General features: G+C 63.2%; 18 protein-coding genes. 7 read left to right on the top strand and 11 right to left on the bottom strand.

What is annotated here, in order from left to right:
* Positions 1–25: 25 nt before the first annotated feature.
* Together RCO31_RS24275 and RCO31_RS24280 are read right to left on the bottom strand one after the other, a co-directional pair.
* Positions 26–1,417, bottom strand: coding sequence for an MmgE/PrpD family protein (locus tag RCO31_RS24275; protein WP_308971149.1), 1,392 nt, complete (start codon positions 1,415–1,417; stop codon positions 26–28).
* 279 nt (positions 1,418–1,696) lie between these two features.
* Positions 1,697–2,824, bottom strand: a complete 1,128-nt coding sequence (locus tag RCO31_RS24280; protein ID WP_308971150.1) for a lytic transglycosylase domain-containing protein — start codon at positions 2,822–2,824, stop codon at positions 1,697–1,699.
* Positions 2,825–3,359: 535 nt separating this feature from the next.
* Between RCO31_RS24280 and RCO31_RS24285 the strand changes: the two genes are divergently transcribed.
* Both RCO31_RS24285 and RCO31_RS24290 read left to right on the top strand, forming a co-directional pair.
* A complete protein-coding gene (locus RCO31_RS24285; protein WP_308971151.1) occupies positions 3,360–4,202 on the top strand; it encodes an amidohydrolase family protein in 843 nt (280 codons plus the stop codon).
* Between the two features lie 32 nt (positions 4,203–4,234).
* Positions 4,235–5,449 carry a CaiB/BaiF CoA-transferase family protein gene (locus tag RCO31_RS24290; RefSeq protein WP_308971152.1) on the top strand — a complete coding sequence of 405 codons (1,215 nt, stop codon included), beginning with the start codon at positions 4,235–4,237 and terminating at the stop codon, positions 5,447–5,449.
* 56 nt (positions 5,450–5,505) lie between these two features.
* Here RCO31_RS24290 and RCO31_RS24295 read toward each other — a convergent pair whose 3' ends face one another.
* Positions 5,506–6,294: an enoyl-CoA hydratase/isomerase family protein gene (locus tag RCO31_RS24295; RefSeq protein ID WP_308971153.1), complete on the bottom strand. Its 789-nt coding sequence runs from the start codon at positions 6,292–6,294 to the stop codon at positions 5,506–5,508.
* 167 nt (positions 6,295–6,461) lie between these two features.
* Here RCO31_RS24295 and RCO31_RS24300 point away from each other — a divergent pair, with 167 nt between their 5' ends.
* From RCO31_RS24300 to RCO31_RS24315, 4 genes are all read left to right on the top strand, one after another.
* Positions 6,462–7,259, top strand: a complete 798-nt coding sequence (locus RCO31_RS24300; protein ID WP_308971154.1) for an enoyl-CoA hydratase/isomerase family protein — start codon at positions 6,462–6,464, stop codon at positions 7,257–7,259.
* Between the two features lie 93 nt (positions 7,260–7,352).
* On the top strand, positions 7,353–8,309 hold the full coding sequence (locus RCO31_RS24305) for a tripartite tricarboxylate transporter substrate-binding protein (protein WP_308971155.1): 957 nt from the start codon (positions 7,353–7,355) through the stop codon (positions 8,307–8,309).
* Between the two features lies 1 nt (position 8,310).
* Complete coding sequence (locus RCO31_RS24310) at positions 8,311–8,991, top strand: 3-oxoacid CoA-transferase subunit A (RefSeq protein WP_308971156.1); 681 nt, start codon at positions 8,311–8,313, stop codon at positions 8,989–8,991.
* Entirely contained in the window at positions 8,988–9,662 is a 675-nt protein-coding gene (locus tag RCO31_RS24315) for a 3-oxoacid CoA-transferase subunit B (RefSeq protein ID WP_308971157.1), read from the top strand. The genes RCO31_RS24310 and RCO31_RS24315 overlap by 4 nt, the downstream gene beginning before the upstream one ends.
* Before the next feature lie 110 nt (positions 9,663–9,772).
* On the opposite strand, the gene RCO31_RS24320 is transcribed toward RCO31_RS24315, so the two are convergent.
* Entirely contained in the window at positions 9,773–11,548 is a 1,776-nt protein-coding gene (locus RCO31_RS24320) for a gamma-glutamyltransferase (protein ID WP_308971158.1), read from the bottom strand.
* An 18-nt stretch (positions 11,549–11,566) separates the two neighbouring features.
* Positions 11,567–12,892 carry an MFS transporter gene (locus RCO31_RS24325; RefSeq protein WP_308971159.1) on the bottom strand — a complete coding sequence of 442 codons (1,326 nt, stop codon included), beginning with the start codon at positions 12,890–12,892 and terminating at the stop codon, positions 11,567–11,569.
* A 90-nt stretch (positions 12,893–12,982) separates the two neighbouring features.
* Between RCO31_RS24325 and RCO31_RS24330 the strand changes: the two genes are divergently transcribed.
* Positions 12,983–13,993, top strand: coding sequence for a LacI family DNA-binding transcriptional regulator (locus RCO31_RS24330; RefSeq protein WP_308971160.1), 1,011 nt, complete (start codon positions 12,983–12,985; stop codon positions 13,991–13,993).
* Positions 13,994–14,095: 102 nt separating this feature from the next.
* Here the strand turns inward: RCO31_RS24330 and RCO31_RS24335 are convergent, their stop codons facing one another.
* The 6 genes from RCO31_RS24335 to RCO31_RS24360 all read right to left on the bottom strand — a co-directional run bounded on the left by RCO31_RS24335 (position 14,096) and on the right by RCO31_RS24360 (position 19,679).
* Positions 14,096–14,350 carry a hypothetical protein gene (locus RCO31_RS24335; protein WP_308971161.1) on the bottom strand — a complete coding sequence of 85 codons (255 nt, stop codon included), beginning with the start codon at positions 14,348–14,350 and terminating at the stop codon, positions 14,096–14,098.
* Between the two features lie 161 nt (positions 14,351–14,511).
* Positions 14,512–15,609 (bottom strand): LLM class flavin-dependent oxidoreductase, encoded by a 1,098-nt coding sequence (locus tag RCO31_RS24340; RefSeq protein ID WP_308971162.1) that lies wholly within the window; start codon positions 15,607–15,609, stop codon positions 14,512–14,514.
* A 30-nt stretch (positions 15,610–15,639) separates the two neighbouring features.
* Positions 15,640–16,782, bottom strand: a complete 1,143-nt coding sequence (locus RCO31_RS24345) for an acyl-CoA dehydrogenase family protein (protein WP_308971163.1) — start codon at positions 16,780–16,782, stop codon at positions 15,640–15,642.
* 17 nt (positions 16,783–16,799) lie between these two features.
* Positions 16,800–17,591 carry an ABC transporter ATP-binding protein gene (locus tag RCO31_RS24350; protein WP_308971164.1) on the bottom strand — a complete coding sequence of 264 codons (792 nt, stop codon included), beginning with the start codon at positions 17,589–17,591 and terminating at the stop codon, positions 16,800–16,802.
* Positions 17,585–18,613 carry an ABC transporter permease subunit gene (locus RCO31_RS24355; protein ID WP_308971165.1) on the bottom strand — a complete coding sequence of 343 codons (1,029 nt, stop codon included), beginning with the start codon at positions 18,611–18,613 and terminating at the stop codon, positions 17,585–17,587. The genes RCO31_RS24350 and RCO31_RS24355 overlap by 7 nt, the downstream gene beginning before the upstream one ends.
* Positions 18,591–19,679: an ABC transporter substrate-binding protein gene (locus RCO31_RS24360; RefSeq protein ID WP_308971166.1), complete on the bottom strand. Its 1,089-nt coding sequence runs from the start codon at positions 19,677–19,679 to the stop codon at positions 18,591–18,593. The genes RCO31_RS24355 and RCO31_RS24360 overlap by 23 nt, the downstream gene beginning before the upstream one ends.
* Between the last annotated feature and the right edge of the window lie 157 nt (positions 19,680–19,836).

Consider the following 19,836-nt stretch of genomic DNA (forward strand, 5'->3'; position numbering starts at 1 on the left):
TTGCACCTGGTCCATTTCCTCAAGCTCAACCCGCCGTAGCGATCAAAGCCATCAGCTCGCCGACATCCTTGACGCCGTCGAGCTTGCCGCTGACCTCGGCAACCTTGCCGGCGCGGTCGGCGCCGATCGCGGGCTCAGCGAGCCCCAAGAACTTTTGCTGCAGGCTCGCGCCCTGCGCCACGAGATCCGTCATGGGAATGCCGACGTCGAATTCTTTCCGCACTACGCGGCCGTCATTCAAGTGTACGGCGACCTCGCTCAGCGTGTGCGACGGCTTTTTCCAGGTTGCGATCTCGAACTTACTGCAGAGATCGACCACCTCGCCGCGCTTGGCCGTCTTATCCGAATAGGTGGCATCGCTGGCGGTATTCTCGCCGAGCAGCGCCAGCGCGTTGGTCGCACGCAAGGAGAACTTCACTTCCAGGCCGGTCTGCGGCTTCTCGATGTTGCAGACCCGCAGGTGCCCTTCGTCGACGCTGAGCGTCACCTTGCGGATGGCGTCGACCTGCAGCGCAAATTCACGCCGCAGCATGCTGCTCGCCTCGATCGAGGAGTGCGTCAGGTAACAGGCCGCATGATACTTGAAGAGCGTTTGCGGCAGGAACCAGCCGCCCGGTGGATCGGCCAGCGCCGCATCCGGCCGCGGATCCTCGGACTGGGTTGCGGTAAAACCCTGCTCGACATCGAGGATCGCCGGATTGCTGGTGAAGCCACGCTGCGCCAGCCGCGCCGCCTGCAAGCCGATCGCCGCTGCCCGCCCCGGATGCAGCGGCTTGCACATGGTGCCGAACACGCTCTTCAAGCCGGCGGCCTGGGTAGCAGCGATGCCGAGGGCGTGCGCCGTGGTGGCCGCATCGAGCCGCAGCATGTTGCTGGCGGCGGCGGCAGCGCCGATCGCGCCGACGGTGGCGGTGGTATGCCAGCCGCGCTGATAGTGGGTGCGGCCGACCAGCCGGCCGATACGACACTCGGTCTCGAAGCCTGCGGCGAACGCCTCCACCAGGCGCTTGCCATCGAGCTTGCGATGCTCTGCGAGCGCAAGCACCGCCGGCGCGATCGGCACGGTCGGATGGCCGCCCATGTTGAAGTTGACGTCGTCGAAATCGAGCGCATGCGACATCGCGCCGTTGAGCAGCGCCGTCTGCTCGATGTTGGCGCGCGTGCCGCGACCGATCACGGTTGCCTGCGGCGCACCGCCGTCCTCGGCGATCTGCTCGGCCAGGATATTGGCGAGCGGCTCGTTGCGCGCAGCAAGCGTGACGCCGAAGAAATCCATAAAGCAGTGGCCGACGACGGTGCGGGCCTCGGCCGAAAGATCGTCGTAGCGGAGCTCTGCCGCCTTCTTCGCAAGTGCTGCGGTGACCAGCACCGGCTCGGTCGTATCGGATTGTTCGCTTCTGCGCGCAGCAACAGCCATGGCGTCCTCCGTTGATCTTGGCTCCAGTTCGAGCAAGCGCCAAGACTAAGGGAGGACCGGAACCGGAGGAAGCGGCTTTACCGCAATGAAGCCTTTCCGATCCGTTTTGACTGCCGCGCTGGATTGACGTGCGTGCCGACTGCCGCGTGTCGTACGCACGTCAATCCAAAAAGCGCACTAGCTTCATAAAGTTACGAGCACCCCGACGCTCGCAGAACGTGGCAACGCGGTGCGACCGTCAGACCCGGGACACTCGCGCGCCCGGGTGGAGGGACGCCCTTAGCGTCCCGACGACGCCACGCGGACCTTTTTGCCGCGCGACTTCGCGGCGACCTTCGTGACGGTCTTACGCCCCTTGACGCTCTTCGCCGCCGCGTATCGCGTGTTCTTGACGGTCTTTGCGGCGTAGTTCTTGTTCTTCGCAACCCTTGCAGCGGCGTACTTCTTGATACGGGCGGCCTGCGCTGCGACAATCCGGGCACGCTCCGCGGCTTCCGCCTCCTCGATGAGGTTGGTGGCGAGGCTCGTCAGCTGCACCGGGTGCGACTCGGCAGCGGCGGTGCGGGATAGACCCTCGACGCCTTCGCACGGTGCCCTGTTCGGCAGCGCGAAGCTGGCTTGCAGCGGCTTCTGCATGGTCCAGCGCTTGGCCGGATGACCGGTGATCACCTTCACGTAGTTCTGGGTTTCCTCCGGCAGTCCGGATTGTCCGCTCAGCCATTTCCTGATCCGGCCACCACCGGCGTTGTAGGCCGCGGCGGCCAGACCGAGATTGCCGAACTCGTCGCGGAGCTCACGAAGAAACCGCGCCGACGCGGCAACGCTTTCGATCGGGTCGAACGGATTCTCGAGCCCGTACTCCACCGCCGTCGTCGGCATGAACTGTGCAACGCCCATCGCGCCGACATGGCTGCGCGCCCACTGATTGAACTTGCTCTCCTGCCAGAGGAGACGCGCGAAGAAGCCGACCGGCAGACCTTGCGCGCTCGCAGCATCCGCCACGGCTTCACAGACCTGCTCGATCGGCACCGTGCCGTTGGTCGTCGGCTCTTCGGCTGCAACGGCAGCGATAGCAGCGACGGCAGACTTCTCCGCCTTTGCGACCTCCTCTGCCTCTGCCTTCTCTGCCTCTGCCTTCTCTGCCTCTGCCTTCTCTGCCTCTGCCTTCTCTGCCTTTGCCTTCTCTGCCTTTGCCTCGTTCGAGTCGAGGCTTGCGAGCGATCCGACATGCCCCTCGATTTCCGACACGGCAAGCGGCGCCTGCTTTTGCTGCGGCTCCTTCTTCGTCGCTACACGAAATTCAGGCGCGGCATCATCGACGGGAAATGCAACGTTCTTGGCTGTGGTAGTCGTGAGGGCGGGACCTGCAATGCCAAGCACGACAGTCAAAGCGAAAATTGTACGCAACTCTCTGTCCTTTGTTGTGATGCGGGGACGACTGGCTTCTCTTCAGCAATCGTGCGCAATTTATGTCGTATTGCCGGCATTAGAGAGATACTTCGGTAACGGAACCATTTAAAAGTTCCGTCGAATTTGAATAAAATTTTAGGCATTCGCGCGGAGTTCCACGGAACTGCTAGTGACGTTTGGATCGAAAGCAAAGAATGCTTCGCGAAACGATGCCATAGCGCGGCAATGAAGCGTGACAGCCGCTTTTCTGATGCGACGAAACCCGCTCAGCGATGACGCACAAAAAGGGGCGGGGCTATACCAATTAATGATCGTGATGCCGCCAACTGGAACTATGAGGGCGTCTGCCTTAACCTAATTCGATGGCGCTTCTGTTCCACCATTGTGCACAAGCACGCCAGGTACACCCAAATCAGCTCATAAACGGTGTGGCGCCGCAGGAATCGCTCCACTAACATTTCAGGCGACGCAACGGCGCGATCGCGCCGAACTGCCGACGCATGCGAACGGCAGCGATCAAGGGGAGGAAGCCATGCTGACGATCGATTCTCAGGTTCATGCCTATGAGCGCAATCGACCGGAGCGGCCGTGGCTCACAGTCCCGAACTGGCCTGCGGAAGCGAATGCCGATCAGATGGTCGCGGCGATGGATGCGGTCGGCGTCGACGGTGCGATCAATATCTCGCCTTTCAGCCTGTACGGCTACGACGCGAGCTACGCTCTCGAAGTCTACGCGAAGTATCCCAACCGCTTCGCGCTGATCAAACCCGTTGATCCCGCCGATCCGGCGGTCGCCGAAACCGTCGCCGACTGGGCGGCGAAGAAGGGCACGGTGGCGGTGCGTATCATGATGGACCGCGGCCTGCCGACGGATCCCGCCGATCCCGGCATCACGCGCGTGCTCGCTGCCGCCGCAAAACACAACATGCCGGTCAACCTGCTCGCCTGGGGACGGCTGGAGCAGGCCGAGCAGATCGCTGCGCGCAATCCCAACACAGTGCTCATCATCGATCACATCGGCATCCAGCAGCCGCGTACGCCACCCGTGCCGAAAGACGCCTGGGCCGAGTTGCCGAACGTGCTCAAGCTCGCCACGCATGACAATGTCAGGATCAAGATCTCCGGCGCATGCACGCTGTCGCACGAACCATTTCCACACAAGGACATCTGGGATCCGTTGTCCCGCGTGATCGACGCCTTCGGCCTCGATCGCTGCATGTGGGGCACCGACTGGACACGCGCGAAGGCGGTAGTGGATTACAAGCCGGCGGTCGACGCGTTCCATGTCACCGATCGGCTTTCGGACAGCGACCGCGCCAAGCTGATGGGCGGAAGCCTCACCAAGATCTACAACTGGACGCCGTCCAAGGCCTGATCAGCGCCAGCAATATCCAGGGGGAATCTCAAGTGAACGAGCCACACGGACCGCTGCGCGGCGTGAAGGTTGTGTCCTGTTCGACGGCGCAGGCCGGCACGGTGCCCTACATGCTGATGGCCGATCTCGGCGCCGACGTCATCAAGATCGAAGCGCCGGCCGGCGGCGACAGTTCGCGCGTCGCTTCGGTGCTGCCGGGGATGCCGAGCACATTCTTCGAGACCAACAATCGCGGCGTGAAGAGCGTGACGCTGAACCTGAAACTGCCGGAAGCGCGCGCAATCCTGCACAAGCTGATCGCGACCGCCGACATCTTCGGACAAAACTTCCGGCCTGGCGCTGCCGAAAAGAACGGCTTCGGGTGGGATGACCTGCGGAAGATCAATCCAAAGCTCGTCTACATCTCGATCTCCGGCTACGGACCCAACGGGCCTCACGCCGATCTGCCCGGCACCGATTCGATGGCGCAGGCGCTGGGCGGGATTGCGCAGGCCTATGCGACACCCGGCCAGCCGCTGAAGACCGGCGTCGTTTCCGTTGCTGACGAGACCTGCGCCATTCTCGCCTTCGGCGGCGCCCTCGCCGCGTTGACCCATGCGCGAACCACTGGCGTCGGCCAGAAGGTCGACTGCTCGCTGCTGGGTGGACAGATCCGACTGATGGGCTGGACGTTGACGACGGCAATGTGGCGCAACCGCGACCCCGTCACCGGCCAGGCGCGCGTCGCAGGCACACGTGAGAAGCCCGCGATGTCGGCGAGCTTCAACGACAGGGACGGCAAGCCCTTCGTCTTTCAGCTTTCGCGTGATCAGTGGAAGGAGGCGCTGGCCGCGCTGGGTTTTACGGAGGCGATGGAGCGGGCCGGTTTCAGCCACCTCGGCGCGGCCATGGAATCGGACGAGGTGCGCGAAGCACTGCTGGCGAAGCTCGGTGAGCTGTTTGCGACCGGCACGCGCGAGGACTGGGTGGCACGGCTGCGGGCCGGCGACATCGTCTCTGCGCCGATCAACACGCTGCTCGAAGCCGCGAACGATCCGGATGTGATCGCCAACGGTTACGTCGCCGAGATCGACTACCCGAAATACGGCAAACGGCTGAAGGTGCACGGCACGCCGTGGCAATTTTCCGAGACGCCGGCAAAGATCGGTATCGCGCCGGAGCTCGGCCAGCACAACAACGAGGTGCTCGCCGGCCTCGGCTACAGCGAAGCAGAGATCGCGGACTTGAAGGCGCGGAAGGTGATCTGACGGTGAGCGGCGAGTAGCGCGGCCTCGGCTCCGCCTCCTTATCGGCTACCTGCCACTCACAGCTTCGGCAACCGGAAGCGATCCTCAGGATCGAGCCAGCCCTTGAAATTGGGCTTGCGCTTCTCGGCGAAGGCCGCACGCGACTCCATCAGATCGCTCTTGTCGCCGTGATCATGCAACTTTGCCGCCAGCGCCTGCTGCGCTTCGGACGGCTCCGGCCGCATCTGCCGCATCATGTGCACGGTATTGACGCGCGAGGCCGGCGGTAACGAGAGCAGGTGCTCCGCCATCGCCATCGCGGTCGGGATCAGCTCGGCCTGCGGCGCGATCCGGTTGAGGAAGCCGATCTGGTGAAACCGCTCGGCGGTGAAACGGAAACCGAGCGCCATCTCCATCGCGACCGGGTAGGGCAGATTGGCAACGTGGCCGTGATTGTAGCCACCAAGCAGCCAGCGCTTCGCTTCCGAAACTTCGAAGACCGCTTCCGGCACGGCGACGCGCAGATCCGTGCGTTCCACCAGCATGAAGCCGCCGCCCATGGCAAAACCGTTGATCGCAGCGATCACCGGCTTCTCCAGCGTGCCATCCATGAAGGGATTCGAGATCTTCAGCCGGGTACCGCCGGGCACCCCGGTCGTCAGCGTCTCCTTCATGTCCTCGCCTGCGCAGAAGCCGCGGCCGGTGCCGGTGAAGATCGCGACCTCCAACTCCTTATCGTGACGGAACTCGGTCCAGGTTTCGGCCAGCGCCTGGCGCATCTCGGTGTTGAGCGCATTGAGACGCTCGGGACGGTTCATGCGGACGATCAAGACCTGCCCATGACGCTCGGTTTCGACGACAGCCATGCGGGTTTTCCTAACCAGATATCGGGGACTGCCTTTGATAGCGGGTGCGGAAACATTTGACAAATGTGTTTTTACTTGACGCAAGACAAATAGCGTCGCACACATTTCCCTGCAAACACAACGGATGCGCGGGTTGAAAAGCGCGCATGACCAGGGAAGGTCCAAGGATGGCGGAGACGACGGCGGAGCTGGCCCAGTACGAAACCGACGGCAACATCGCGACGATCCGGTTCAACCGGCCGGATAAGATGAATGCCTTCAGCGACGAAATGGTCATCGCACTGCAAGAGCTGTTGCGCTGCGCCGACATCGATGACGACATCCACGCGATCATCCTGACCGGCAACGGACGCTGCTACACCAGCGGCGCTGACGTGCGACAGCGCCAGCTCCGTACCGCGGAAGAATTCAAGCGGCTCGGCGGCCCGCAGGCGCCGAATGCCAATGCCGGCGAGCTCCTGACTAAATCGATCAACTGGAAACCCATCATCAGCGCCGCGCACGGCTATGTCCTGGGCCTCGGCATCGGCATTCTGCTGCAGAGCGACCTGATCGTCTGCGAGGAAGGCACGAAGATCCAGGTCACCGAGATTCCGCGCGGCCTGGACGGCGCCAAATACTGGGGCATGCTGCACTGGCGCGGCGCCGGCGCCTTCGCCAATGAGGTGACGCTGACGGGTCGGATGTTCACCGCCGAGGAGGCTCTGGCGCACAACCTGATCGATCGCGTTGCGCCCAAGGGCCAGCACCTCGAAGTCGCAAAGGACCTTGCCCGGCAGGTCAACAAGAATCCGCCGCTGAGCATTCGCGGCGCGGTCCGCACGCGGCGCTGGTACATGGACCAGTTCATCCGCGAGGTGATCACGATGAACGCGCCATACAAGTATCACCTGACCGAAGACTTCAAGGAAGCCGCACGCGCCTTCGTGGAGAAGCGCCCGCCCGCTCCGTTCAAAGGTAGATAGTCGTATCCATCGCCGCTCCAGGTCGAGCCTGTTCGAACTGTGCCGTATAAGAGAAAGGCCGGTCGCATGAGACTAGCTGACTGGAAACAATATTTGGTCTTGATTTCCACGCTCGTCGCCGTTCCGCTTGCGGCGCGGGCGGAGGACTATCCGGCACGTCCGGTGAAGGTGATCATCCCATTTTCCGCCGGAGGCCCCACTGACATTGTCGGGCGCGTCATCACGACGAAGATGCGGGAATCAGGTTTTGGACAGCCGCTCATTATCGAGAACCGCGGTGGTGGCGGCGGCAGCGTCGGCACCGAGGTCGCCGCCCGCTCCGAGCCGGACGGCTATACGCTGATGATCGGCACGAGTTCGACGCACGGCACCAACCCGCATCTCTACGCAAAGCTCGGTTATCATCCGGTCGACAGCTTCACGCCAATCGCGCAGGTCGGCGTCACGCCGATGATGCTGGCCGTGAATCCGAAGGTGCCCGCCCGCAGCGTGGCGGAGTTCATCGCCTATGCGAAGGCCAATCCCGGAAAGCTGAACCAGAGCAGCGCGGGTGTGGGCGCCGGCGGCCACATTCTGGGCGCGCTCTTGAACAAGCAAGCCGGGATCACGACTGTCGTGGTGCCCTATGCCGGCTCCGGCCCCGCCTCGCGAGATCTGATCGCCGGTGTCACGGACTTCGCAATCGACGGTCTGCCAGTGCTGGCGCCCTCGGCGCGCGCAGGCGGCTTGTTTCTGCTGGCAACCACGATGGGCAGGCGCGCGCAGGCGTTCCCGGACGTGCCAACCATGGCCGAGTTGGGCTTTCCGGATTTCGACGCCTCGACGTGGAACGTGCTTTACGCACCCGCGGGCACGCCGAAACCGATCATCGACCATATCTTCAAATATGTTTCGATCGCGCTGGCCGACGCCGGCGTGATCGCCCGACTGCAGGATGCCGGCGTCGAACCGACACCGGATACGACACCGGAAAAGGCTGCGGCTTTCACGCGACGCGAGTTCGAAAAATGGGGGCCGCTGGTGAAGATGTCCGGCGCCAAGGTGGAGTAGCATGGCAGTCGACAAACGGGTCAAGGATGCGACGGCCGCACTCGAAGGCGTCGCCGACGGCATGCGCGTCATGGTCTCCGGCTTCGGCGACGCCGGCATGCCGAACGCGCTGATCGACGCGCTGATTGAGCGCGGGCCGAAGGATCTGACCTTGATCGTTACTGGCGCCGGGATGAACGGCTCCCGCCTGGCCATGCTGTTCGAAGCGAAGATGATCGCAAAGGTGATCTGCAGCGCGGCGCGCGGTCGCGACGGACTGACCGAGATGGAACGGCAGTGGAAGGCTGGCAAGGTGGAGCTGGAACTGGTGCCGCAAGGCACCTTTGCCGAACGCATCCGCGCCGCGGGCGCCGGAATTCCGGCGTTCTTCACACCGGTCAGCTACGGCACGCCGATCGGCGCGGGCAAGGACGTGCGGGAGTTCGAGGGGCGCAAATACGTGATGGAGCACTGGTTGAAGGGAGATGTTGCGTTGTTGCGCGCCGAACGTGGCGATCGCTTCGGCAATCTGCAGTATCATGGAGCGCAGGCGAACTTCGGTCCGGCGATGGCGACCGCGGCCACATTGACCGTCGTCGAGGTCAAGGACCTGTTGGCGGAAGGCGCGATACCGCCGCAACAGGTCGGCACGCCCGGCATCTACGTGAACCACATCCTCGCGCTTCCGGATCTGCGCCGATGAAGCTGCTCGATCGCAAGCAGATGGCGTGGCGCGCCGCGCAGGATATCGCCGACGGAATGTATGTGAATCTCGGTCTTGGCATGCCGATGACGGCGGCGAATTACACACCGCGCGATCGCGACGTGTTCTATCAGACCGAGAACGGCATTCTCGGCCTTGGCCCCTCGGCAACGACGGAGACGAAGGACCTCGACCTCGTGGCCCCAGGCGGCACGTTCGTTACGCTGCGCGAGGGCGCAGCGCTGTTCACCAGCGTCGACGCATTCGCGATGATGCGCGGCGGACATCTCGACCTGACACTTCTGGGTGGCTATCAGGTCTCCGCCAGTGGCGATCTCGCCAATTGGGACACGGTCGGGTCCGATCGCGCACCGCTGATCGGTGGCGCCATGGACCTCGCCGTTGGTGCCAAGCAGGTGTGGGTCATCATGGACCACACCACCAGGGACGGCGAGCCGCGGCTGGTGAAGATCTGTACCTACCCGCTCACCGCGACCGGAACCGTGAACCGGGTCTACACCAATATGGCGGTGGTCGACGTGACGGCCGAAGGATTTGTCGCCAGGGAGATCATCGATGGCATGAGCGTCGCCGACCTGCAGGCCGCGACAGGCGCGCCGATCGTTGCGACAAGCAATTGCCGCGTGCTGACGGCACCGACAATCGCCTGACGAACGCATCAAGCCGACGTTCCGTCATGTCCGCGAAGGCGGGCATCCACGACCCGCAGCGCTGACGGGGGGGGGATGGCTTATCGAAAACCAGTCTCATCGCACACTGGCTAGTTTGCCAGCGCGAATCCTTTGGCGAACTGGTCGGTGGCGGCCTGCAGCCGGCCGTCCTCCGTCCTCGTCACCACGACAGGCCGCGCCAGCTCGTAGTTGAATGGGATGTGCTGTTCCTTGACGAGCACGGAAGGGTATTCCTTCGCGTCGATCTTCGAAACGACGTCCCGAAGCCGCTCGGAGGCGAGCAATGTGGAGCCGCTGGCATCGATGCGGGGCGCATGGACGGCGCCCGCTGCATCCATCTTTCGTTCCACGAGGTTCAGCGCAAGCTGCAGCACGGCGTTGATGATGCGCCTGCCGCCAGGGGCGCCGATAGCCGCTGTTGCCTTGCCATTCCTGGTGAGGAGCATCGGCGCCATGTTCGCCAAGGGGCGCTTGCGCCCTGCAATGCTGTTGGCAGCATGACGATGCGCGTTGAACCAGCCCATCGCTCCGTCCATCAACAAGCCGGTGCGCGGGCAAAGCACCTTGCTGCCGAAATGGTTCGCCGCAGTATGCGTCAGTGACACCGCCATTCCGCTCCGATCGATAACGGAGATGTGGGTGGTGCCTGCAGTGGGTGCCGTCGCTCCTTCGGGACGCCAGGACGGCCTGCTTTCGGATCGCGCCTCGAATTCCCATGGATCGTGCGCGGCCACGCCCGCGAACAGGTCCCACGGCGCGCCCTGTCCGGGTTTCGCGCGCGGTGCAGAAGCGCCCGCCTTGATCGCGCGGGCGATGTTGCCGATGTAGCGTTCATCGAGAAGCCCCGCTTCCGGGACCGGAACGAAATCCGGGTCGCCAAGCCAATGATAGCGATCGGCGAATGCATGCCAGCTCGCGGCCGCGAGGTGCTCGAGACGCTGGGGCGTGTCCTCGTTGGGCCCGCCCTCAGGGTAGAGAGCCGTCCAGATCTTCAGGATCTGATGCTGCGTGAGCGTTCCACATGGGGAAACCGGCCCCCAGACGTCATGCCCTCTGAACTCCATCCTTCTCGCCCGCGCGATGAATGTGCTTTCGTTGCGCAGGTCGTCACGCGCGATGATGCCGCCGAGTTCATGGACGGTTTCCATCAGACGGTCGCCGACTTCGCCGGCGCTGAACGCCTCCGCTCCTTGCGCGGCGAGCAGCTCAAGCGTTCTGCCGAGTTGTTTCTGGCGAACCATCGTCGGCTGGCCGAGACTGGTTTCACCAAGATGAGGAACGGCGAAGGGATCGCCACCCGAGAGGAACGCTGCCGCGGCGCCCGGATCCTTCCGTAGCGCGGCAAGGTTGGCGACGACTTCGAGCGCGAAATACGAATCGGCTTCGAAGCCGTCATGGGCCGCGCGGATTGCAGGCTGCAAAACCGTCGCAAGCGGCAGGCGCCCGAATCTGCCGTGAGCCTTGATCAGTCCGGTAAGCGATGCCGGGATGCCGGCAGCCTTGATGCCCTGAAGATTCTCGTCGCCCTCGACGACCGACACGCCCAGCCCGCGATCAAGCGCGCGGCTGGTGTCCACCTTGTACATGGTATCGGTTGCCGCCGCCGGAGCACGGGGCGCGAACTCCACGGAATGAACCTCGCCGTCTCCCGTATGCACGAGCATGAAGCCTGAGCCTGCGATCGTGGTCTCCATCGGCTCGACGACGCCCGCAACGAATCCGGCTGCGACGGCAGCGTCGACGGCATTGCCGCCCTGCTCCAGCATCTCCATACCTGCCTCGGCGCTTTGCAGGCGCGCGGCCGCGACCGCGCCGTTGGTTCCTTCCGCGGCCGTTCTGGTCACGGCCTGGCTGGAGATTTTCATGGGATTCTCCTTTGACGATCAGGCATTCAGTTCGGACTGGTAGGTCTCTCGCAGACTTAAGAGACTGAGCAGGCTGAGAAGCGCGCCGACAGCGACGAACGCCGAGACGGCGTAGACGGTCCCGAAGGACGAGAGCAGCCAGACGGCGATGAAGCTTGAGGGCGCACTGAAGATCACCGATGCCAGCTGATAGCTGACCGAAACGCCTGTGTACCTGATCGACGTCGGAAAGGCTTCGGCGAGATAGCTCGACTGGACCGCGTAGGTGCCCGCATGGCCAATGGACCACGCGAGGACGCTGGCCAGGATCATCCCGGTCAGGGTCTGAGTGTTGATCAGCCAGTAGAACGGGAAGGCGATGATCAGCCAACCGAGCAGTCCGATCACGTAGACCGCCTTGCGGCCGACCCGGTCCGAAAGGCGCGCGAAGAAGAAGTACGCCGGAATGCACGCGACGGCGCCGCACATGCCCGAAATCAACACCCAGCTGGCGGGAAGCCGCAGAGTTCCCTGCGTGTAGGCTCCATAGAAGGAAATGAGAGCATACGCGCCGAAGGAGAACGCAGCCTGCAGAAGAACAGTCAGCGCCAGGACCCGCCAATGCTCGCGAAAGAGCGTGGCCAGCGGAACGCTCTTCTCCTTCTTCGTCCCGGCCTTCTGGGCCTCAAGGAAGATTTTGGATTCCGTCACGCTGAGCCGCACATACAGTCCGAATGCGACAAGCACACCGCTCATGAGAAAGCCGATACGCCAGCCCCAGTCGAGGAATGCCTGCTCGGAGGTCAGGAAGATGACGACCTGGAGGACGGCGTTACAAAGAAAGAACCCGATCGGATTGCCGATCTGGCTGAACACGCCATAAAAGCCACGCTTGCCTTCCGGGGAGTGTTCGATGGCCATCAACGCCGCGCCGCCCCATTCGCCACCGATCGCGACACCCTGGCAAAGCCTCAGAACGACCAGCATCAGGGGCCCCCAAACTCCGGCCGTTGCATAGCCAGGCACAAGGCCGATCAGAAACGTTGCGATGCCCATCAGGAGAAGGGTTGTCACAAGGGCTGCCTTGCGGCCGACCGTGTCGCCGAAATGTCCAAAGAAGACGGCACCGAGCGGGCGGGCGAGAAAGGCGACGCCGAACGTGGCGAAAGATACCAGCAAGGCGGTCGTCGGCTCCGAAGTCGGAAAGAAGACGCGCGGAAAGACCAGCGCAGCACAGATGCCGAACAGGAAGAAGTCGTACCACTCGATCGCAGTCCCGATGAGGCTGGCGCTTGCGACCCGCACCGGAGATGACTTTTGCGGCACGGCTCCTGCCACCGCCGAATCGGCCGTCGAAGCACTCATGAATTTCCTCCTAGTATTGACAAAACGTTTTATCAGGCTTGCCAAATCGTTTTTGCAGAGTCAAGAAGGTCCGGTGCCGGGAGGGAACCGTTGAAGCCGCGCGTAACAATTCGGGACGTTGCCGAAACGGCGGGCGTGTCCATCACCACCGTCTCGCACGTGCTGAACGGGAAGGGGCGCGCGTCCGAAGCAACGAAAAGGATCGTGCTCGAAGCGGCGGAACGCGTCGGTTACAACGCCGACCCCATCGCCCGCAGCCTAAGGACGGGGCAGACACGGGTCATCGGTATCGTTTTCCGCCCGTCGGATGCAATCAGCGGCTCAATGCACGGCACGGAGTATCATATTCGGCTCGCAGGCAGCGCGGCGACAGCGGCACTGAGCCAGGGCTACGGACTGCTGCATCTGCCGAGACTCGAGGAGCGCGACAATCCGGTTTTTCCAATGGACGGCTGCATCGTTGTCGCGCCACACCGTAACGACCCTGCCGTGACATCACTGATCCGGCAAAGGACACCTTACGTGCTTGCCGACGCCGACCCCGGAAGGCCGGAACTCGAGTGGTGCCTGAGGCGGGACGACTATGGAGGCATGCAAGGCCTCCTGGACCATATGGCCGACCACGGCGCGCAACAGATCGCTTTCTATAGCGGCACCGACGAAAACATGTGGCTGATCGAGGCCGCCCGCGGTTACCGCGACTGGTGCGAGAAACGCCAGCTGAAACCAAGACTGGCCCGTCTTCCAGAAAGCGCCGGCCCCGACCGAGCCCACGACCAGGCTCTCGCCGATCTGTCCCTGACGAGCGACAAGCCGGATGCGATCGTCGCGGCCACGAGCCGATTTGCTTATGGCGTAGGCGAAGCCGCGCGAAAGCTCGGCCTGGAAATACCCGGCGACCTGATGGTCGCGGCTCTCTCCGACAGCGATATCGCGCGCGACTATCCCGTTCCCATCACCGCGCTGGACTTGCACGGGGAGACTGTCGGCAGGGAAAGTGTCCAGATGCTCATGACCCGGCTCGCCAATGATTCCCTGGAGGTGCGGCAACCGATCCTGCCGACCTTGCGGATAAGGCAATCGACGAACCGCAGATACTGATGGCCGACGCGACCACGCGGTAGCATGACCTGTGGCACCACTCCGTTCAGAAACTTGTTCGACGAACTCTGGTCGAAGTGGGACGAGAGTCGCCGAACCACATCAGCAACCTGATTTGCCTGCCTCCGGGCGTTGAGTGAAACAGCTCGTCGCCTGGCCAGGCTCAGCGGCTTCCGCTTCGACGTAACTGCGATGAAGCGTGCTCGCGGTCTTGTTGCCGTCGATCAGCACATAATAACCGTTGCCTCTGGTCCGCCCCTTGATCGTCCCGGTGCGCATCTTCAATCCGGCATTACGCTGCTCGCCGAGCGGCGTCAGCCGCACGCGGTCGCCGATCTTCAGATCATCATTGTCCATCGAATTCCCCCGAGCAGGTGCGGGGGAAACCTACTGACAGGACGCTCGGCGAAATGTGAGGAATATCACATGCGGCCGGGTCAGAATCGAAGCCAGCGCGCAGACGGGCCCGACAGAAAGCTTCTGCCGATCCACCGCTTCTTGAACCGTCGCTGTGCCGGCTATTCGGCCGCGACCTTAGCGCGTTGACGTTCGGCGACGAGCTTGCGTGTCAGCGGAATGAGCTCGCGGCCATATTCGATCGCATCGATCAGCGGATCGAAGCCGCGGATCAGAAAGATGTCCACGCCGAGTTCGTGGTAGTCGAGGAAGGCCTCCGCCACCTGCTCGGGCGTGCCGACCAGCGACGTTGAGTTGCCGCGAGCCCCGGTGAGGTTGGCGATGCCGGTCCACAACCGCTTGTCGAGACGAGCGCCCTTTGAGGCCAGCGCCAGCAGCCGCTTCGATCCTTCGTTCGGCGGGCCATTCTCAGCGCGCTTGAACCCGGTCTTGTCTTGCAGCGCCCTGGCTTTTGCCAGAATCGCGTCGGCCTTGGCCCAGGCCTTTTCCTCGGTCTCGGCAATGATCGGTCGGAACGACAGGCTGAAGCGCGGCGAAGGCCGCCCATTCTTGACGGCCGCCGCGCGGACACGCGCGATGACCTTGCGCACTTCGTCGTAGGTCTCGCCCCAGAGCGCAAACACGTCCGCGTGCTTGCCGGCAACCTCGATTGCGGGATCCGACGCGCCGGCGATGAACACCGGAATGCCGTTTGGTTGATAGGGCTTGATCTGGGAAAAGCCGCCTTTCACCTGATAGTACTTGCCGTCGTAGTCGAATGGTGTCTCGCTCGTCCACTCGGCGCGCACCACATCGAGAAATTCACTCGTACGGACGTAGCGCTCATCCTTGTCAGCGACGGCGTTGCCGTCATGCACCAGCTCGGCATGATCGCCGCCGGTAATCACGTTGAGCGAAACCCGTCCCTTCGTCAGGTGATCCAGCGTGGCGAACTGACGCGCGAACACGGTCGGCGCGGTAAAACCCGGCCGCTGCGCGATGAACACATTCAGCCGCTCGGTGACATATGCGGCATGCTGAGCCACCTGCAGGCAGTCCGGCAGATCCGAATGGAACGCCAGCAGCGCGCGGTCGAAGCCGGCGTTCTCATGTGCCTTGGCAACGGTCTCAACATGATCAACGTCCAGCACAGGGCCGTTGCGGGGAATGATCTCGGACGAATTGCTGTTACCGATGTAGCCGATGAATTCGAGTGACATGGGTGCTCTCCGTAGCGGCTGGAATCAGGGTCAGAGTTGCAGGACGGCCCGGCCGGCCGCGGTCTTGATGGAATCGTCCTGCGGCGTATGAATCCGGCCGCAGAGCACGTCGCGATAATGGCGTTCGAGGGGATTGGTGCGCGAGAGACCGTGATTGCCGGACAGTGATAGTGCCGCCTCGACGACGGCGATTGCGTTACCCGTGACCGTAAGCTTGACCGCATGGGCTTCTGCGACCGTCACCAGGCGTCCATCGTCCTGGTCGGAGGCAACGCTTTCGATCAATCGCGCATTTATCGCGAGACGGACCTCGATATCGCCGACGATTTCCTGCACGCGCGGCAGCGTCGCGAGCGACGCACCAAGATTGGCGGGCTTTCGAGCTTTAAGAAAGTTGACCAGCCAGGTCTTCGCCGAGCGTGCGATGCCATCGTAGATCGCGGCAACGAAGATACTGTGAATTGCATTCTGCACGACGTCCGGCCCCTTCCAGGCTTCCGGCAATCGCACATCGATCTCGTGGTTGAGCGGAATGCCGACGTCGTCGAAGATGGCGTCATGGCTGCCGCTTGCGCGCTGGCCGAGGTGATCCCAGGTCTCGACGATGCGGATGCCTGGCAGGCCTGCCGGCACCAGGAACGAACCCACGCGCGGTTGCGGTTCGTCGGTCTTCGCCCATACCACGTAATATTTCAGGATCGGCGCTCCGGTTGAATAGATCTTGTGGCCGCTGATCCGCCAGCCGTCGGCCATCTTGCGCGCCGTGGTCGCGGGCAGTCCGCCGCGCGCGGGCGAACCGAGATCAGGCTCCACTCGCAACGCATTGATCAGCGCCACGCCGCGATTCGATTCCGACGACAGTTTCTTGGCGAGATGAAGCGGAAAGCGGTCGTTGCGAGCGATCATGAAGTGCTGGATGTAATGCATCGCCAGCACGAGTGCAGTCGCCGCATCACCCTCAGCAATGAGGCCGAGCACCTTGGCGACTTCGCGCGCGCCGGCACCGTGGCCGCAGAAGCCGCGTGCAACGGTGAGCGACAGAAGTCCGGCCTCGAAAAGCTTCTCGAAATTCTCGAACGGAAAGCTGGCCTCGCGATCGTGTTGCTCGGCGCGGCTGGCGAAATCAGACGCGAGCAGGCGTGCCTTGTCCAAAAAACCGGTCGTTGCATCCATCAGGGAGCTCCGTCAGATCACCAGGTCGCGTCCAGGCCGAGCAGACCGAGAATCTGTCGCCGCAGTTCGGCCAGGTCCGGATCGCCGCGATGACGCGGATAGGGCTTATCGACGGGAAGGTCGGCCTTCACCTGCGCCGGCCGGTCGCTGAAGACGATGACGCGGTTGGCGAGAAACAACGCTTCCTCGACATCGTGCGTGACAAGCAGCGTCGTGAAGCCTGCGCGCTGCCACAGTGACACGAGTTCGGACTGCATCGTCAGGCGTGTCAGGGAATCGAGTTTACCGAGCGGTTCATCGAGGATCAGAATCCGCGGATCGTTCACCAGCGCGCGCGCCAGCGCGACGCGCTGTGCCATGCCGCCCGAGAGCTGGTGCGGGAGGGCCTTGGCGAAGCTCGACAGACCGACCAGCGCCAGAACTTCATCGATCCGCGCGCGCTTCGCTTTCAGGCCTCCCTGCGCTTCCGGTCCGAGTGCAACGTTGTCGCGTACCGTGCGCCACGGAAACAGCGTCGGATCCTGGAACACGACCACCCGCGACGGATCAGGGCCGGCGATGGCGATGCCGTCTTCCTTCAGGCTGCCCGCGGCGGGAGGCTCGAGCCCGGCAACCAGCCGCAACAACGTCGACTTGCCGCAGCCGGAGGGACCGAGCAGTGCGACGAACTCGCCCGGTGCAGCACGGAAACTCACTTTGTCCAAAACGTCGAGGCGCCTGTCTTCGATCGCGAAGTGATGACTGATGTTGTCGACTTCGAGCGAAGCGCCAGCCGTCGCGTGCTGTACTTGCTGCGCCAACGCTACCATTTGACGACACCCTTCTGCCAGGACAGCAGGCGGTCGCGAACCTTGAACAGGAGCGTGATCGCGCCGGAGCACAGGAGCGACATGACGATGAGTGCCGCATACATGTTGGCGTAGGCTGCCCAGCCTTGCGCCCATTGCAGGTACCAGCCGAGGCCGGCCTTCACCCCCATCATCTCCGCGACCACGAGCACGGCGAATGAAGCCCCGAGTCCCATGAACAGGCCGACGAACATGTGCGGCATGGCGGCGGGTACGGCGACTTTGCGAATCAGGAACCACGGCGTCGCACCGAGCGTGCGCGCCACGTCGTAGTAGCTCGACGGCACACTGGCGACGCCGGACCATGTCAACACCGTTACCGGGAACGCCGTCGCAAGAGCGATCAGGAAGATGCTGGCGCTCCAGCTCGACGGAAACAGGAAGAAGGCGACGGGTAGCCAGGCGGTCGCCGGCAATGGGCCGATGAAGCGCAGCACCGGATGCACCCAATAGCCCGCGCTGCGCGACCAGCCGATCGACACACCGGTCAGGAATCCGATGACGGCGCCGATCGCATAGCCTGAGATCTGCAGCTTGACCGAGGCGAGCACGCTCGCGCCGAGCTTGCCGAAATCGTCAAGATAGACCTCCAGCAGCGCCTGCGGCGGCGGAAAGAACGGCAACGGAAGCCAACCTAATTTGGCAGTGACGAGCTCCCACAGCGCCAGACCGAGCCCGAGCACGATCAGCCACGGCGTGCGGTGCGCGAACCAGGTCCCTGCCTGACCAAGACGCGCGCCGGCAAGCGAAACGACAAAGGCAGCCAACGCAACGACAGCCGCTCCATACGCGAAAGTCGCCGTGCGCGACCAGTCGCCCACATCGTCGCGTGCGAGGCTGACTGCTGTCACCCCGAGCCAGCTTGCGGACGCGGCGATGCCCCAGCCGCTGACGGGAAGCCGCGAAACCGCCTGCGCGGGGCTTGTCTCCGTCGGACCGGTCTCATCGAACGTCGCAGCCCTAGATGCTGAGGACGTCGGCATAGATGCGCTCCGCAAACTTCGTCGTATCGGTGGTCTTCTTGAAAACCGAGACCAGCTTGAGATCGTCGGCGTAGGCTTTCAGCTCGCCCTTCAGGACCGCCCCCGTCGGATGGTGATGATGGGTGTGGTAACCGACCAGAGACCTGAGATCATCAAAGGTCGCGTCCTTCGGAGCATAAGGCGAGAACGCTTTGGCCGCGAGCTCCGGGTTCTGCGCCGTGAACATCGCGGCATCGAGAATGGCTTGCGTCACTGCCCGCGCGACCAGAGGCTCGTCGCGCATGAGGTTGCCGCGCAGGCCGAGAATACAGCAGGAGCGTTCTCTGTATTCGCCGTCCAGGTTCGAGGCGACTTCTTTGAAGGCGCCGTCCTTCAGCCACAGATAGGCGACTGGATCACCCGACAGGAACGCATGCGTTTCTCCCTTCTCCGCCGCAAGGCGCAGTAGGTTTCCGGGAAACACGCGCCACTCGACGTCGGTGTTCGGATCGATGCCGCGCTTGGCAAGTTCGATCGAGAAGAAATTCTTGTCGGCACCACCAAGATCGGCGACGCCGATCGTCTTTCCCGTCAGATCCGCGAGCCCAGCGATGCCGGACTTGGTGGGCGCGAGCACGCGCATGCAACCGCCATGCGTCGCCGCCGTGATCTTGACGTCGAATCCCTGTTCGAGTGGCTTCAGCCAGCGCAGCGCCATGCCGACACCGCCGTCGGATTTGCCGGTTGCAATCGCCTCGAGCAATTGATCGGTCGAACCTGCGAAGTTGACGAGCTCGACGTCCAGATTCTGCTTCTGGAAGAAGCCGTGATCGATCGCGACAGGCACTGTGACAAGGCAAACGGCGTTGGCGTTCCACGACAGGCGCAATTTGCGGGGCGCGCCGCTCAACGCCGTCGCCGTTTCTGAGGACGTGCGGCAGAGGGGAAACTCGGAGAAATCGATCGGCGACCGTCCCGACGGAAATGCCTGTGCGCCGAGAATGCCGAGTGGTGCAGCGAGAAGACCTGCAGCGCTTCCTCCCAGCAATGCCCGGCGACTGAGTTGGCCTGGTCGATCATTCGACATCGTGCGCACCCCTGCTTTGCTCCGGCCAGCCGGGAGCGCTCGCGCGCAAGCGTTTGCGCGGCGCCAGTCAGCTGTCGTGCCGGTCGTCTTGTTGAAGTCGCGAACCGCGCGAAACAGTCGCGCGCAGGTCCGCTTGGTGTGCACAAATCATGCGAGC

It is taken from the genome of Bradyrhizobium sp. LHD-71 (genome assembly GCF_031157255.1).
Lineage (GTDB): Bacteria > Pseudomonadota > Alphaproteobacteria > Rhizobiales > Xanthobacteraceae > P52-10.